General features: G+C 65.8%; 12 protein-coding genes. 11 read left to right on the forward strand and 1 reads right to left on the reverse strand.

Features of this window, described 5'->3' with window-relative positions; genetic code table 11:
• Position 1: 1 nt before the first annotated feature.
• From IEI94_RS16360 to murB, 8 genes are read left to right on the forward strand one after another with little or no spacing between them, the layout of a single operon-like run.
• The gene (locus IEI94_RS16360; RefSeq protein WP_191168328.1) at positions 2 to 673 is read left to right on the forward strand and encodes a MotA/TolQ/ExbB proton channel family protein; all 672 of its coding nucleotides are present in this window, start codon (positions 2 to 4) and stop codon (positions 671 to 673) included.
• A complete protein-coding gene (locus tag IEI94_RS16365; protein WP_191168329.1) occupies positions 670 to 1,089 on the forward strand; it encodes an ExbD/TolR family protein in 420 nt (139 codons plus the stop codon). Before IEI94_RS16360 ends, IEI94_RS16365 begins: the two co-directional genes overlap by 4 nt.
• Positions 1,086 to 2,831: a lipid A export permease/ATP-binding protein MsbA gene (gene msbA, locus IEI94_RS16370; protein ID WP_191168330.1), complete on the forward strand. Its 1,746-nt coding sequence runs from the start codon at positions 1,086 to 1,088 to the stop codon at positions 2,829 to 2,831. The genes IEI94_RS16365 and msbA overlap by 4 nt, the downstream gene beginning before the upstream one ends.
• Positions 2,828 to 3,871 carry a tetraacyldisaccharide 4'-kinase gene (gene lpxK / locus IEI94_RS16375; RefSeq protein ID WP_191168331.1) on the forward strand — a complete coding sequence of 348 codons (1,044 nt, stop codon included), beginning with the start codon at positions 2,828 to 2,830 and terminating at the stop codon, positions 3,869 to 3,871. The genes msbA and lpxK overlap by 4 nt, the downstream gene beginning before the upstream one ends.
• Positions 3,868 to 4,083, forward strand: a complete 216-nt coding sequence (locus tag IEI94_RS16380) for a Trm112 family protein (RefSeq protein ID WP_191168332.1) — start codon at positions 3,868 to 3,870, stop codon at positions 4,081 to 4,083. Before lpxK ends, IEI94_RS16380 begins: the two co-directional genes overlap by 4 nt.
• On the forward strand, positions 4,080 to 4,847 hold the full coding sequence (gene kdsB, locus IEI94_RS16385) for a 3-deoxy-manno-octulosonate cytidylyltransferase (RefSeq protein ID WP_191168333.1): 768 nt from the start codon (positions 4,080 to 4,082) through the stop codon (positions 4,845 to 4,847). Before IEI94_RS16380 ends, kdsB begins: the two co-directional genes overlap by 4 nt.
• A gap of 11 nt (positions 4,848 to 4,858) precedes the next feature.
• Positions 4,859 to 5,335 carry a low molecular weight protein-tyrosine-phosphatase gene (locus IEI94_RS16390; protein WP_191168334.1) on the forward strand — a complete coding sequence of 159 codons (477 nt, stop codon included), beginning with the start codon at positions 4,859 to 4,861 and terminating at the stop codon, positions 5,333 to 5,335.
• Positions 5,332 to 6,351: a UDP-N-acetylmuramate dehydrogenase gene (murB, locus tag IEI94_RS16395; RefSeq protein WP_191168335.1), complete on the forward strand. Its 1,020-nt coding sequence runs from the start codon at positions 5,332 to 5,334 to the stop codon at positions 6,349 to 6,351. Before IEI94_RS16390 ends, murB begins: the two co-directional genes overlap by 4 nt.
• 111 nt (positions 6,352 to 6,462) lie before the next feature.
• Here murB and rne read toward each other — a convergent pair whose 3' ends face one another.
• Entirely contained in the window at positions 6,463 to 9,750 is a 3,288-nt protein-coding gene (gene rne, locus IEI94_RS16400) for a ribonuclease E (RefSeq protein WP_191168336.1), read from the reverse strand.
• Positions 9,751 to 10,375: 625 nt separating this feature from the next.
• Between rne and IEI94_RS16405 the strand changes: the two genes are divergently transcribed.
• From IEI94_RS16405 to sppA, 3 genes are read left to right on the forward strand one after another with little or no spacing between them, the layout of a single operon-like run.
• On the forward strand, positions 10,376 to 11,335 hold the full coding sequence (locus IEI94_RS16405; protein WP_191168337.1) for an RluA family pseudouridine synthase: 960 nt from the start codon (positions 10,376 to 10,378) through the stop codon (positions 11,333 to 11,335).
• A gap of 25 nt (positions 11,336 to 11,360) precedes the next feature.
• A complete protein-coding gene (locus IEI94_RS16410) occupies positions 11,361 to 12,011 on the forward strand; it encodes an HAD-IA family hydrolase (RefSeq protein ID WP_191168338.1) in 651 nt (216 codons plus the stop codon).
• Positions 12,012 to 12,052: 41 nt separating this feature from the next.
• On the forward strand, positions 12,053 to 13,150 hold the full coding sequence (sppA, locus tag IEI94_RS16415; protein ID WP_191168339.1) for a signal peptide peptidase SppA: 1,098 nt from the start codon (positions 12,053 to 12,055) through the stop codon (positions 13,148 to 13,150).
• The last annotated feature ends 68 nt before the right edge of the window (positions 13,151 to 13,218 follow it).

Consider the following 13,218-nt stretch of genomic DNA (forward strand, 5'->3'; position numbering starts at 1 on the left):
TATGGATCTGCTCGATGCTCTGGTCGCCGGCGGCTGGTTGATGCTGCCGCTGCTAGGCTGTTCGCTGGTGGCGACGGTGATCGTGATCGAGCGACTATGGACGCTGCGCGCACGCCGCATCGCCCCTCTGGGGTTGGGGCAGGACGTCTGTACCCTGATTCGCCAGGGGCCGGTCAATCTCTACTGGTTGGAGAGCCACTCGCCGCTTGGTGGGGTGCTGGCGGCAGGGTTACGCAATGTGCGGCTGGGTCATGAGCAGGTACGCGGACGGCTGCAGGAGGCGGCGACGGCGGTGATCCATGACATGGAGCGTTTTCTGAGTCCGCTGGGGACCATCGCCGCGATTACCCCGCTGATCGGCCTGCTGGGAACGGTGCTGGGCATGATCGAGGTGTTTGCGGTGATCGTCACAGCCGGCGGCGCCGAGCGCACGGCCGATCTGGCAGGGGGCATCTCCCAGGCGCTGGTGACCACCGCGGCGGGGCTGACGGTGGCGATACCGGCGCTGATGTTCCACCGCTATTTTCAGCGCCGCGTGGAGGACATCACCGTGCGCATGGAGCAGCAGGCCGGGCTAGTGGTGGAGTTTCTCGCCCATCACCAGGGGGCAGTCTCGCTGGCCGAGCGGCCTGCAGGCGAGACGCCCGCCACAAAGGTCGAGCGTGCCTCATGAGATTTGTGCGCCACCGTCATGCACCGGTTGAGGTCAACCTGACACCGCTGATCGATGTGGTGTTTCTATTGCTGATCTTCTTTATGGTTTCGACGACCTTCGAGACCCGCCAGGCGCTGGAGCTTGAGCTGCCACTCAGCGACACCGCGGCGCCGCTCGCGGCATCGCCCATCACCCTGGTGGTGTCGCGGGAGGGCGACTACCGGCTCGGTGAGCAGCGCCTGGACGCAGCGGGTCTCTCGGTGGCGCTTGCCGAGGTCGCCGACGCGGCTCGCGAGCATGGGCTGATCGTCGAAGCCGACCGACACAGCTCACACGGCGCGGTGGTCACTGCCCTCGATCGTGCCGGTGCGCTAGGCATTCAGCAGATTCGCATCGCGACTCGCGATTCACTGACACACGTGGAGACACCGTGACGCAACAAACCGGCTGGTCCCTTTATAAGCAGCTGCTTGGCTACGTCAGGCCGCACTGGAGATCGTTCGCCGTGGCGGTGGTTGGCTATGCCATCTACGCAGCATCGAGCACGGCGCTGGCAGAGATGATGAAGCGCTTGATCGATGGCATCCAGAGTCCCGATGCCGCCTTCCGGCTGTTCCTGCCGCTGTTCGTGGTTGGCATGTTCGCGGCCCGCGGGGTCGGTACCTTCCTTGGCACCTATTTCATGAGCAACGTGGCACGCAACGTGGTGCACGCGCTGCGCTGTGGCGTGTTCAATCACATGCTGCACCTCCCAGGGCGCTTCTTCGACTCCCACTCCAGCGGCCACCTGATATCCCGAGTCACCTACCACGTCGAGCAGGTCACCGGTGCGGCGACCAACGCCATTACCATTCTGCTCCGCGAGGGGCTGTTCGTGCTGGGCCTGATCGGCTATCTGCTGTGGACCAACTGGATGCTGACGCTGCTGTTCCTGGCGGTGACGCCGGTAATCGGCGGCGTGGTCAATTACGCCAGCAAGCGCTTCCGGCGCATCTCGCAGCGCATCCAGCACTCCATGGGCGATGTCACCCATGTGGCTTCCGAAGCGCTGTCGGGTTATCGCGTGGTACGCACCCACGGCGCTGAGGCTTTCGAGAAGGCGCGCTTCGCCGAGGCCAGCGAGTACAACCGCCAGCAGAGCATGAAAGAGGCGCTGACCAAGGCGATCAGTACGCCGATCATCCAGTTGCTGATTGCGCTGTCGCTGGCACTGCTGGTGTGGTTGGCGATGTCGCCGGCGCTGCTCGATGACATGACGGCGGGTGAATTCGTGGCCTTTATTACCGCCGCCTCGCTGATGGCCAAGCCTGTTCGCCAGCTGACCGAGATCAATAGCGAGATTCAAAAGGGCATTGCTGCATCGGGTGAACTCTTCCAGCTGCTCGAGGAGCCCCTTGAACAGGACCACGGTGAGCAGCTTCCAGAGCGTATAAAGGGCGACGTCAGCCTGCGCAACGTGCATTTTCGCTACGCTGACGACCAGCCAGAGGTGCTCAAGGGCATCGATCTCGAGGTCAAGGCGGGGGAGATGATCGCCATCGTTGGGCGCTCGGGAAGTGGCAAGTCGACGCTGGTCAGCCTGCTGCCGCGTTTCTATCGACCTAGTGAAGGCGAGTTGGCGATCGACGGTGTGCCGGTGGAGGCCTACCAACTGTCGCCGCTGCGTCGGCAGATCGCCATCGTCTCCCAGCAGGTCACGCTGTTCAATGCCACGGTGGCGGCCAACATCGCCTATGGAGTGCCCGACGCCGATCCCGCGGCCATCGAAGCGGCGGCGCGGGCCGCCTACGCCCACGAATTCATCGCCAAGTTGCCCAAGGGGTATGAGACGATCATCGGCGACAACGGGGTGATGCTCTCCGGCGGTCAGCGCCAGCGGCTGGCGATCGCCCGTGCGATCTTCAAGGATGCCCCACTGCTGATTCTCGATGAGGCCACCTCGGCGCTCGACAGCGAGTCCGAACGCTATATTCAGCGTGCCCTTGAGACGGTCTGCCGGGGGCGCACGACCTTCGTCATCGCTCACCGGCTGTCGACCATCGAGCGTGCCGATCGTATTCTGGTCATGGAGCAGGGCCAAGTGGTCGAGCAGGGCAGCCACCGTGAGCTGCTGGCCCGCGACGGCGCCTATGCCGCCCTGCACCGCCTGCAGTTCCAGGAAGCCCCGCCGGCATGAGCAGGCGGCTCGGCGAGCGCTGGCTGGCGGCCGCCTATCGCGGCGACGCCTGGCTGCGTCTATTGCGCCCGCTGGAAGCGCTCTACCGCTGGGCCGTCGCGCAGCGTGCCCGGGCCTATGCCGACGGTCGCAAGGCAGTGTGGCGGGCGCCGGTGCCGGTTATCGTGGTGGGTAATATCACCCTTGGCGGCACCGGCAAGTCGCCGCTTACGGCGTGGCTTGCCGGCTGGCTGGCAGCGCGCGGCTGGCGGCCGGGGATTGTCTCTCGCGGCTACGGCGGTCGCAGCGAGCGCTACCCGCTTCGCGTCATGCACGACACCCCGGCCAGCGCTTGTGGCGACGAGCCGTTGATGCTGGCTCAGCAGAGCGGGGTGCCGGTGGTGGTAGACCCCGACCGTCCACGTGGTGCCCGGGCACTGCTGGATGCCGGCTGCGATATCGTGCTCAGTGATGATGGCCTGCAGCATCTGGCACTGGGCCGCGACATTGAGCTGGTGGTGGTCGACGCTCAGCGTGGTCTCGGCAATCGCCGCTGTCTGCCAGCCGGGCCGCTACGCGAGCCCGCCGAGCGGCTGGCGCGGGTCGATGCCGTACTGATCAACGGCGAGCAAGACGCGGCCTCCACGCCGCCGGGCTATCGTCTGCGCCTCGCAGCGCAGTGCTGGCACCATCTGGCCAGCGGCGAGCGCCACGCGCTGACGCCGCTGCCGTTCGCGGCGGCGGTTCATGCTGTCGCCGGCATCGGTCACCCCCAGCGCTTCTTTGCCAGCCTGGCGGCGCTGGGGCTCGAGGTGGAGCCGCATGCATTCTCCGACCATCACCGCTACCGGGCGGCCGAGCTGAGGTTCGCGGACTCGCGTCCGGTGGTGATGACTGCCAAGGACGCGGTCAAGTGTCGCGCCATGGGCGATCCGCACCACTGGGCGCTGGAAGTCGAGGCCCAGCCGGATGCCGCCTTCGTGACCTGGCTCGAGGCGCGCCTTGCCGCGCTCGCCAGGACTCCCCATCACTGCAAGCACCACAAGGGCCAAATATCATGACGTTAGACAAGCAACTGCTGGCCATGCTGGTTTGCCCGCTGTGCCAGGGCAAGCTCAAGTATGATCGCGAAGCCGGTGAGCTGAAGTGCCACTTCGACGGCCTGGCCTTTCCGGTTCGCGACGGCATTCCGGTGATGCTGGAGGACGAAGCGCGGGTCATGGATGTCGATGAGAAGCTAGGCAAGACGCCGCCGGGAGACAGCGCCCAATGAGTGACTTCGTGGTGGTGGTGCCGGCGCGATATGCCTCGTCACGCCTGCCTGGAAAGCCGCTGCTCGATCTCGCTGGCGAGCCGATGGTGGTGCGAGTCTGGCGCCAGGCGTTGGCCAGTGCGGCGACCCGGGTGGTGGTGGCCACCGATGATCAGCGCATCGCCGAGGCGATTACCACTGTAGGCGGCGAAGCACTGATGACTCGTGACGATCACCCTTCGGGGACCGACCGGCTGGCCGAGGTAGCCGAGCAGCTGGGGCTCGATGAGGCGGACATCGTGGTCAACGTACAGGGCGATGAGCCGCTGCTTCCGGCGTCGCTGATCGATCAGGTGGCGGCGCGTCTGGCCGACGACGATGAGGCATCGATCGCCACCCTGGCCGAGCCGATCGGCGACGTCGAGACGCTGTTCAATCCCAATGTGGTCAAGGTGGTCCGCGATTTTCGCGGCTGCGCACTCTATTTCTCGCGGGCCCCGGTGCCGTGGGACAGGGCGGCGTTCGCCACTCGCCCCGGGTTGCTCCACAGCGACAGCTGGCTGCGCCATATCGGCCTCTACGCCTATCGGGTCGGCTTTCTCAACGCCTATCGCCAGTGGGCGCCGGCGCCTCTCGAACAACTCGAACAGCTCGAACAGCTGCGTGCGCTTCAACATGGCCACCGCATCCAGGTGGCCCTGGCCTGTGATCATCATCCAGCCGGCGTGGATACCGTCGAGGACCTCGCACGAGTGCGCCAGTGGCTAGCCGAACAGCACGCTTGACAGGAGGTGGTATGCGTATTCTCTTCGTTTGTCTGGGTAACATCTGTCGCTCTCCTACCGCCGAAGGGGTCTTTCGTCGGCGACTGGAGGAGGCTGGCCTGGCAGAGGTGGTGACGGTGGACTCCTGCGGCACCGGCGGCTGGCACATCGGCAAGGCACCAGACGCCAGGGCGCAGGCGGCGGCAAGGGGACGCGGCGTCGACCTGAGTTCACTGCGTGCCCGCCAGCTAGACGCCGAGGACTTTGTTCGATTCGACTATCTGCTGGCCATGGACGACGACAATCTGGCCAGCCTGGAGGCCCTGCGGCCCGCCGACTGTGACGCGCAGGTGGGGCTGCTGCTCGATTTTGCCGGCGAGGCGGGGCGCGCCGTGCCCGATCCTTACTACGGTGGTGAACAGGGTTTCGATGAGGTGCTCGACCTGGTAGAGCGGGCCGCCGATGGCCTGATCGACCACCTGCGACAGCGCTTGGAGTGCGAGCGGTGAGCGTTGAGCTGGCGCTATGTCTCGATCGCGACCTGCAGCGGCACAATACCCTGGGGCTGCCCTGTGTCGCCGAGCGCTTTATCGACGCGGAGTCCCCGGCCAGGCTGGCGGCGGCGGTGGCCATGGCGCAGCAGGCGGGCTGGCCGCTTACCGTCCTCGGGGGTGGCAGCAATCTGATTCTGCCGCGGCGGCTAAGTGGACTGGTGGTGCGGCCGACCTTCGCCGACTGGGACTATCGCCGCGACGCCGAGGGCGGCATTGCGCTGCGCGTTGAAGCAGGCATGAACTGGCATGCGCTGGTCATGGCCAGCGTCGACCGCGGCTGGTGGGGTATCGAGAACCTGGCATTAATTCCCGGTCACTGCGGGGCGGCGCCAATACAGAACATTGGGGCCTATGGCGTAGAACTGGCGGACGTGCTGGAGAGCGTCGAGCTGCTGCATCTCGACAGCGGTCGTTATGAGACGCTGACTGGTGCAGCGTGCCGATTCGGTTATCGTGACAGTATCTTCAAGGGCGCGCTGGCGGGGCGTGTGGTGATCACTGCACTGAATCTTATGCTTAGCGAGACACCGCATCCACGGCTTGGGTATGGCGATCTGGCGACACGGGTGACTGACGCGCCGTCGCCGCGCGACGTTGCCGAGGCCGTGGTAGCGATACGCCGCGAAAAGCTGCCTGATCCGGCACAGCTGGCTAATGCCGGGAGTTTTTTCAAGAATCCGCTGGTGAGTGCCGAGCAAGCCCAGCACTTGCTTGTCGACTGCCCGGATATGCCGCATTTTGCTCAGCCCGATGGGCGGGTCAAGCTGGCCGCGGGCTGGTTGATCGACCGCTGTGGACTGAAGGGGGTGCGGCGCGGAGCGTTCGGTGTGCATGATCGCCAGGCTCTGGTGCTGGTTCACCACGGAGGTGGCGATGCCGAGGGCTTGCTGGCGTTCGCCGCTGAGATCGCTGCGGCGGTCGAGGAGCGGTTCGGGGTGGCGCTGTCACGTGAACCACGCCTCGCCGGCTAGGCTGGCGGCTATCTGTCCACACAGCAAAACGCCCGCAGGCAGTGCCTGCGGGCGTTTTGCTGTGTCTGCCAGGGAGAGCAAGCCGGGCAAGCCCCGGCGTGCTCGTTTCCCTTACGCCTGACTGTCGTCAGTCTTGGCCTGCTGCTCGCGGCGACGGATTTCGCGCGGGTCGTTGTGAGCACGGCGCTGACGACGACGACGCCCACCGGCATCGCTCTTGGGAGCCTCTGCAGACGGCTTGGGGTCGGCCTTGGCAGTTTCGGGTGCCTTGGGCTCAGCCTTGGGCGCTTCGGCGGGCTTGCTGTCGGCCTTGGCAGCCTCGGGCGCCTTGGTCTCAGCCTTGGGTGTTTCCGCTGGCTTGGGGTCGGCCTTGGCAGCCTCGGGCGCCTTGGTCTCAGCCTGGGGCGCTTCTGCGGGCTTGGGGTCGGCCTTGGCAGTCTCGGGCGCCTTGGTTTCAGCCTGGGGCGTTTCTGCTGGCTTGGGGTCGGCCTTGGCAGTCTCGGATGCCTTGGTCTCAGCCTTGGGCGTTTCCGCTGGCTTGGGGTCGGCCTTGGCAGTCTCGGGCGCCTTGGTTTCAGCCTTGGGCGTTTCTGCTGGCTTGGGGTCGGCCTTGGCAGTCTCGGGCGCCTTGGTCTCAGCCTTGGGCGTTTCCGCTGACTTGGGGGCGGCTTTGGCAGTCTCGGGCGCCTTGGTCTCAGCCTTGGGCGTTTCCGCTGGCTTGGGGTCGGCCTTGGCAGTCTCGGATGCCTTGGTTTCAGCCTTGGACGCTTCGGCGGGCTTGGCGTCAGCTTTTTGATCGTCGGCTTTCGGTGCCTCAGCCTTGGGGGCCTCCGCTGGCTTGGCATCGGCCTTGGCAGCCTCGGACGCCTTGGTCTCAGCCTTGGACGCTTCGGCGGGCTTGGCGTCAGCTTTTTGATCGTCGGCTTTCGGTGCCTCAGCCTTGGGCGCCTCCGCTGGCTTGGCATCGGCCTTGGCAGCCTCGGACGCCTTGGCCTCAGCCTTGGGCGTTTCCGCTGGCTTGGCATCGGCCTTGGCAGTCTCGGGCGCCTTGCCCTCGGCCTTGGGCGCTTCTTCCGGCGTGACGTCCGGTGCTGCCTGAGCCTCGGCCTGGAGGCGTTGCTGCTCGGCCTCGGCCTGGGGGTTCAGGGCGTGCTTACGAGTGCGGTTGCGCGGATTATTGCGCGTACGCTTCGGCTTGCCGTCATCTTTGGGTGCTTCCTGCTCCTTGGCAGCTTCCTTGGCCGGCGAGTTCTCGGCCGGCTGGGATTTTGCTGCGTCGCGGTTGCCCCGGGCGTCGCTAGGACGGTTGGCGCCGCGCCGCTCGTCGTCCTGGCGACCGCGTCCGCGACCGCGGGCAGCGCGACCGTCGTCGCTCTGGCGAGGCGTGCTGGTGGTGTCGTCGGGCTTGGCATCGGGCTTGGCATCGCTGCGCGGTTGGCGCGACTCTGCCTGCTGCTGGCGGCCATCCTGGCGTGACTCGCCGCGGCCACCGCGACGGTTATTGTTGCGGCCACCACGGCTGCCGCGTTCCTGGCGACCGTCACTGCTATTGCCACTGTCGCCATTAGCCCGCTGCTGGGGACGGGATTGGCGCGTCTCGCTGGCGCTTTTCTGGCTTGGCTGCTGAGGCGAGGGAGTACGCTCCTCTTCGCTGCCGAGCAGTTTGCTGAGACCTTTGACCAGCCGCGAGAAGACACCGTCATTGGCCGCTGTCGGCGCGCTGGCGGGGGCGGCGGTCGGGGTGGGCTCGGGCTTGGTGACCGGCTCGTTATCCTGCTGCAGTGAGGCCGGCGCTGGTGCGTTGTGGGCCACACTCTTGACGGCGGCTTCGGCGCGCTGGATCGGCTTGCTGTCGCTGAGATCCGGCTCCTGGCCGATCTCTGTCTCGGTAGACAGCTCGAAGCTCGACTTGTCGGCGTCTTCATCGCCGATGTGATCGTCGCGAAAGCGCTGCACATCGTAGTGCGGCGTGTCCATGTCGGGACTCGGCAGCAGCACCACTTGGACGCCCTGGCGGCGCTCGATCTCGGCCAGCACGCTGCGTTTTTCGTTGAGCAGGTAGGTGGCCACCGGCACCGGGAGGATGGCGCGGATCTGTGCGCTGCGCTCCTTCATCGCCTCCTCTTCGATCAGGCGCATGATCGAAAGCGACATCGAGCGCACGTCGCGGATGGTGCCCTGGCCGTCGCAGCGCGGGCAGACCACGCCGCTGGTCTCACCCAGCGACGGGCGCAGCCGCTGACGCGACATCTCCATCAGCCCGAAGCGCGAGATGCGGCCGATCTGAACGCGGGCCCGGTCGAGCTTGAGGGCGTCGCGCATGCGGTTCTCGACCTCGCGCTGGTTGCGCGCCGGGCTCATGTCGATGAAGTCGATCACCACCAGGCCGCCGATATCGCGCAGACGCAACTGGCGGGCGATCTCGTCGGCCGCCTCTGAGTTGGTCTGCAGAGCGGTCTCCTCGATATCACTGCCGCGGGTGGCCCGTGCGGAGTTGATATCGATGGAAACCAGCGCCTCGGTGTGGTCGATCACGATCGAGCCGCCGGAGGGCAGCTTGACTTCACGCTGGTAGGCGGTCTCGATCTGGGATTCGATCTGGAAGCGCGAGAACAGCGGCACTTCGTCGGCGTAGAGTTTGATCTTCTGCTGGTAGGAGGGCATCACCTGGCGGATGAAAGCCAGCGCCTCCTGATGCACCTCGGGGCTGTCGATCAGGACTTCACCGATGTCTTGGCGCAGATAGTCGCGCATGGCGCGAATGATCACGTTGGATTCGCGGTAAATCAGGAACGGCGCGGGGCGCTTGCCGGCTTCCTCGGTGATCGATTCCCATACCTGGACCAGGTAGTCGAGATCCCACTGCAGCTCTTCAGTGGAGCGGCCGATGCCCGCGGTACGGACGATGACGCCCATCTTGTCGGGCAGGGTCAACTGACCCATGGCGTCCTTGAGCTGAGCGCGCTCTTCACCTTCGATGCGCCGTGAGATGCCGCCGGCGCGCGGATTGTTGGGCATCAGCACCAAAAAGCGGCCGGCCAGGCTGATAAAGGTGGTCAGGGCGGCACCCTTGTTGCCGCGCTCCTCCTTGTCGACCTGGACAATGACTTCCTGGCCCTCCTTGAGCACTTCCTTGATATTGGGGCGGCCAGAGGGCTCCTTGACGAAGTATTCGCGGGAGATCTCCTTGAGCGGCAAGAAGCCGTGGCGGTCGGCGCCGAAGTCGACGAAGGCGGCTTCCAGGGAGGGTTCGACGCGGGTGATCTTGCCGCGATAGATATTGGCTTTCTTCTGTTCCCGTGCCCCGGACTCGATGTCCAGGTCGTACAGGCGTTGTCCATCGACGAGGGCGACGCGCAGCTCTTCCGGCTGTGTCGCGTTGATGAGCATCCGTTTCATGTTGTCTCGCTATTCAAGGCGCGCCGGAAGGCGGCCAGGGAGCCCCAACGAAGAGACTCCAGAGCGTCGACGAAGGCGAACCTCTGGGTGCTGCGTGCTTGTGCTCAGCGCATGTCGCGGATGCGGTTGCGCCCGGCCAGTGCAGGGGCGGGTGGCGCCTGCCTTGGCATGATCATGTTGAGTACGCGGCGGAGGCAGGACATGTCTCGGTGGGCGCCATGCCCATCCGGCCCTGCGGTCTTCCGCCAGACACCTGGCATTCATCGATTCGCCAACGCCGGCCCCCGGCACGCTGTTAGGTATTCCCGTGGCCGGTACTGCTCGCGCCTGTGTGGGCGGGAGGAGTCCAGGGTCGGGCGTGGCGTTCAAAAACTGTTATCAACTGCTTGGTGATCTACTACTGCTTGCTGCCGGCGGCAGGGCATGCGGCGGTGCCAGCATGACTGCGGCCTTGATCGTCGCTCTGGCCTGCGTGTTTGTCGTGCAGGCGCATCAGCCGGGCGCTGCTTGCCCATTTGAGCGAGCCTGAAATATACCAGCAATGCCGTGTAGCAGCAATTGGCGCAGAGCGGCGACGGCTAGGGTAGAATGCCGCCTTCGAGCATTACAGCGAGTCGAGGTGGGCATGGCCGACGGGCAAGAGGTGGGAAGGGGAGTACAGTGGGTCGAGGTGACCCAGGCGCAGGCCGGGCAGCGCATCGACAACTTCCTGCGTACCCGCTTGAAAGGGGCGCCGAAGGCCCTGATCTACCGGATCGTGCGCAAGGGGGAAGTGCGCGTCAACAAGAAGCGGGTCAAGGTCGACTACCGCCTGGTCGACGGTGATCTGGTACGTGTCCCGCCGCTGCGACTGGCTCCCGAGGAGGCGACCCGCGAGGTCAGCGACAATCTGCGTAATCTGCTGGCCGGCAGCGTGCTGGTCGAGGGGCCTGACTGGCTGGTGATCAACAAGCCTTCGGGGCTCGCGGTGCACGGCGGCAGCGGCGTCAAGATTGGCTTGATCGAGGCGCTGCGTCAGGTGCGAGACGATCTCGACTTCCTGGAACTGGTGCATCGCCTCGACCGCGATACCTCCGGCTGCCTGCTGCTGGCCAAGTCGCGGCCGGCGCTGGTGACGCTTAATAACGCCTTGAAGGAGCGCCAGATGGATAAGCAGTATCTGGCACTGGTGGCTGGGCGCTGGCCGGCGCGACGCGACTACGTCAGCGCCCGGCTCGATCGTTTCGAGGCCGGCAACGGCGAGCGGCGGGTGCGCGTCGATCCCGATGGCAAGGTGTCGCGGACGCGCTTTGCGGTGCGTGAGGCCTTTGCCGGCACCACCCTGATCGAGGCCGAGCCGGTCACTGGGCGTACTCACCAGATTCGCGTGCACGCTGCCCATGCCGGCCATCCACTGCTCGGCGATGACAAGTACGGCTCCCGGGAGGGGCAGCACTTGGCGGGTAGGCTGGGTCTGTCGCGGCTATTCCTGCATGCGGCGGCGCTGACCTTCCCCGAGCCCACCAGCGGCCGGCCGGTGCATATCAAGGCGCCGCTGGGTGACGAACTCGAGGCGGCGCTGGTTCGCGCGCGGGCGGCTCGCTGACTTACGCTTTCACACAGGAGCACCGATGCGCTATCGACTGATCATCTTCGACTGGGACGGTACGCTGATGGACTCGGAGGCGCGCATCGTCGACTGCATGCAGGCGGCGGCACGTGATGTCGGGCTCGAGTCGCTGAGCCGCGCGGCGGTACGCGATATTATCGGATTGGGGTTGCCCGAGGCGATTGCCAAGCTGTGTCCGGGGATCAGTGCCGAACATGCCGAGGCGCTGCGCCAGCACTATGGTCGCCGCTTTCGTGCCGCCGACCAGATCCCGCTGGCATTCTTTCCCGGCGTTGAGCGCGGTATCGCACGGCTGCGTGACGGGCGTGTCGCACGCTTGGCGGTGGCCACCGGCAAGAGCCGTCGCGGCCTTGATCGAGTGTTCGCGGCCAACGGCAGCGGTGCCTGGTTCGATGCCAGCCGCACCGCCGACGAGACGCGCTCCAAGCCGCATCCGCAGATGCTCGAGGAACTCCTGGCCGAGACCGGCGTCGATGTCGAGGACGCGGTGATGGTCGGTGATACCGAATATGATCTGGAGATGGCGCGCGCGCTGGGCATGGATCGCATCGCCGTGACCTACGGCGTGCACGACCGTCAGCGGCTTGCCGCGAGTCGGCCAAGCTTTACCGCCCATGCATTTCCCGAACTGATCGACTGGCTGCATGCCTGAACGACACACCATGACGCCTCAACCACACGAGCAGGACGCCGATGAGTGACGACAAGCGAGACGATGACGCTGCACAGGATAAGTGGACCCAGGGGCCGGAGCTGAGCAATGAGCAGCGCCGCGCCGCGCAGGCGGGGCAGGCAGCCGAGCCGGCCGTCGCGTCGGTTGACGATGCCGAGACCCTGCGCGAGCGGCAGCGCCTGGCACAGATCGAGATGATGGACCGCTGGGTGGGCGGCGTTCTGACCGAGCAGCGGCGTACGCGTCGCTGGAAGCTGTTCTTTCGCTTTTTCTTCGCGGCCCTGATCCTGGCCTCGCTGTCGGCCTCGTTTTACGGGTTGTTCTGGCCCGAGCGTGAGGTGGCGCCGGGTGAGCGTCATCTAGGCGTGATCGAGGTCAAGGGCGTGATCGACAGTGAATCGCCGGCCAGCGCCGAACGCATTATTGAGGGGCTGAATCGCGCCTGGGACAGCGATAGTGCCGCAGCGGTGGTATTGCATATCAACAGTCCCGGCGGCAGCCCGGTGCAATCTCAGCGCATCTACGATGAGATCATGCGGCTGCGCGACAAGGGTGACAAGCCGATCTATGCGGTGGTCGAGGATATCGGCGCCAGCGGGGCTTACTATATTGCTGCTGCTGCCGACGAGATCCTGGTGGCGCCGTCGAGCCTGGTGGGGTCCATTGGCGTGGTGTCCGCCAGCTTCGGACTCGAGGAGGCTATCGAGCGGCTGGGCGTTGAGCGTCGCGTGTTCACCGCCGGCGACAACAAAGCGTTTCTCGACCCCTTCTCGGAGATCGACCCGAGCCAGCGGCTGTTCTGGCAAGACGTGCTGGAAACCACCCATCGCCAGTTCGTCGAGGCGGTGCGCGCCGGGCGCGGCGATCGTCTGTCCGACGACGAGGAGATCTTCTCCGGGTTGGTATGGAGCGGCGAGCAGGCCCTGGGCCTGGGGCTGGTCGACAAGATCGAGAGCCTCGACGGCTTGGCTCGGGAGTTGCTCGACGAGCCGCGGCTGCGCGACTACACGCCTCGCCTCGACCCCTTCGAGCGCTTTACGCGCCACTTCGGGCGGGTCGCCGCGGAGTGGATGGGGCTGCCCAGCTCTCAATCGCCACTGCGCTACCAGTTGCCGTGAGAGCGCCGAGTCGTTTGATGCCAATCGGCAGCGGCGCCGGGGACAGGTCGGAGCGGGGGTTCTTTTCG

Source organism: Halomonas sp. ML-15, from assembly GCF_014779595.1.
GTDB lineage: Bacteria > Pseudomonadota > Gammaproteobacteria > Pseudomonadales > Halomonadaceae > Franzmannia.

Excerpts from the sequence above, each read along its gene's own strand:
- IEI94_RS16360 (WP_191168328.1), top strand. The coding sequence starts at position 2 with ATGGATCTGCTCGATGCTCTGGTCGCCGGCGGCTGGTTGATGCTGCCG.
- IEI94_RS16365 (WP_191168329.1), top strand. The coding sequence starts at position 670 with ATGAGATTTGTGCGCCACCGTCATGCACCGGTTGAGGTCAACCTGACA.
- lpxK (WP_191168331.1), top strand. The coding sequence starts at position 2,828 with ATGAGCAGGCGGCTCGGCGAGCGCTGGCTGGCGGCCGCCTATCGCGGC.
- IEI94_RS16380 (WP_191168332.1), top strand. The coding sequence starts at position 3,868 with ATGACGTTAGACAAGCAACTGCTGGCCATGCTGGTTTGCCCGCTGTGC.
- kdsB (WP_191168333.1), top strand. The coding sequence starts at position 4,080 with ATGAGTGACTTCGTGGTGGTGGTGCCGGCGCGATATGCCTCGTCACGC.
- IEI94_RS16390 (WP_191168334.1), top strand. The coding sequence starts at position 4,859 with ATGCGTATTCTCTTCGTTTGTCTGGGTAACATCTGTCGCTCTCCTACC.
- rne (WP_191168336.1), bottom strand. The coding sequence starts at position 9,750 with ATGAAACGGATGCTCATCAACGCGACACAGCCGGAAGAGCTGCGCGTC.
- IEI94_RS16405 (WP_191168337.1), top strand. The coding sequence starts at position 10,376 with ATGGCCGACGGGCAAGAGGTGGGAAGGGGAGTACAGTGGGTCGAGGTG.
- IEI94_RS16410 (WP_191168338.1), top strand. The coding sequence starts at position 11,361 with ATGCGCTATCGACTGATCATCTTCGACTGGGACGGTACGCTGATGGAC.
- sppA (WP_191168339.1), top strand. The coding sequence starts at position 12,053 with ATGAGTGACGACAAGCGAGACGATGACGCTGCACAGGATAAGTGGACC.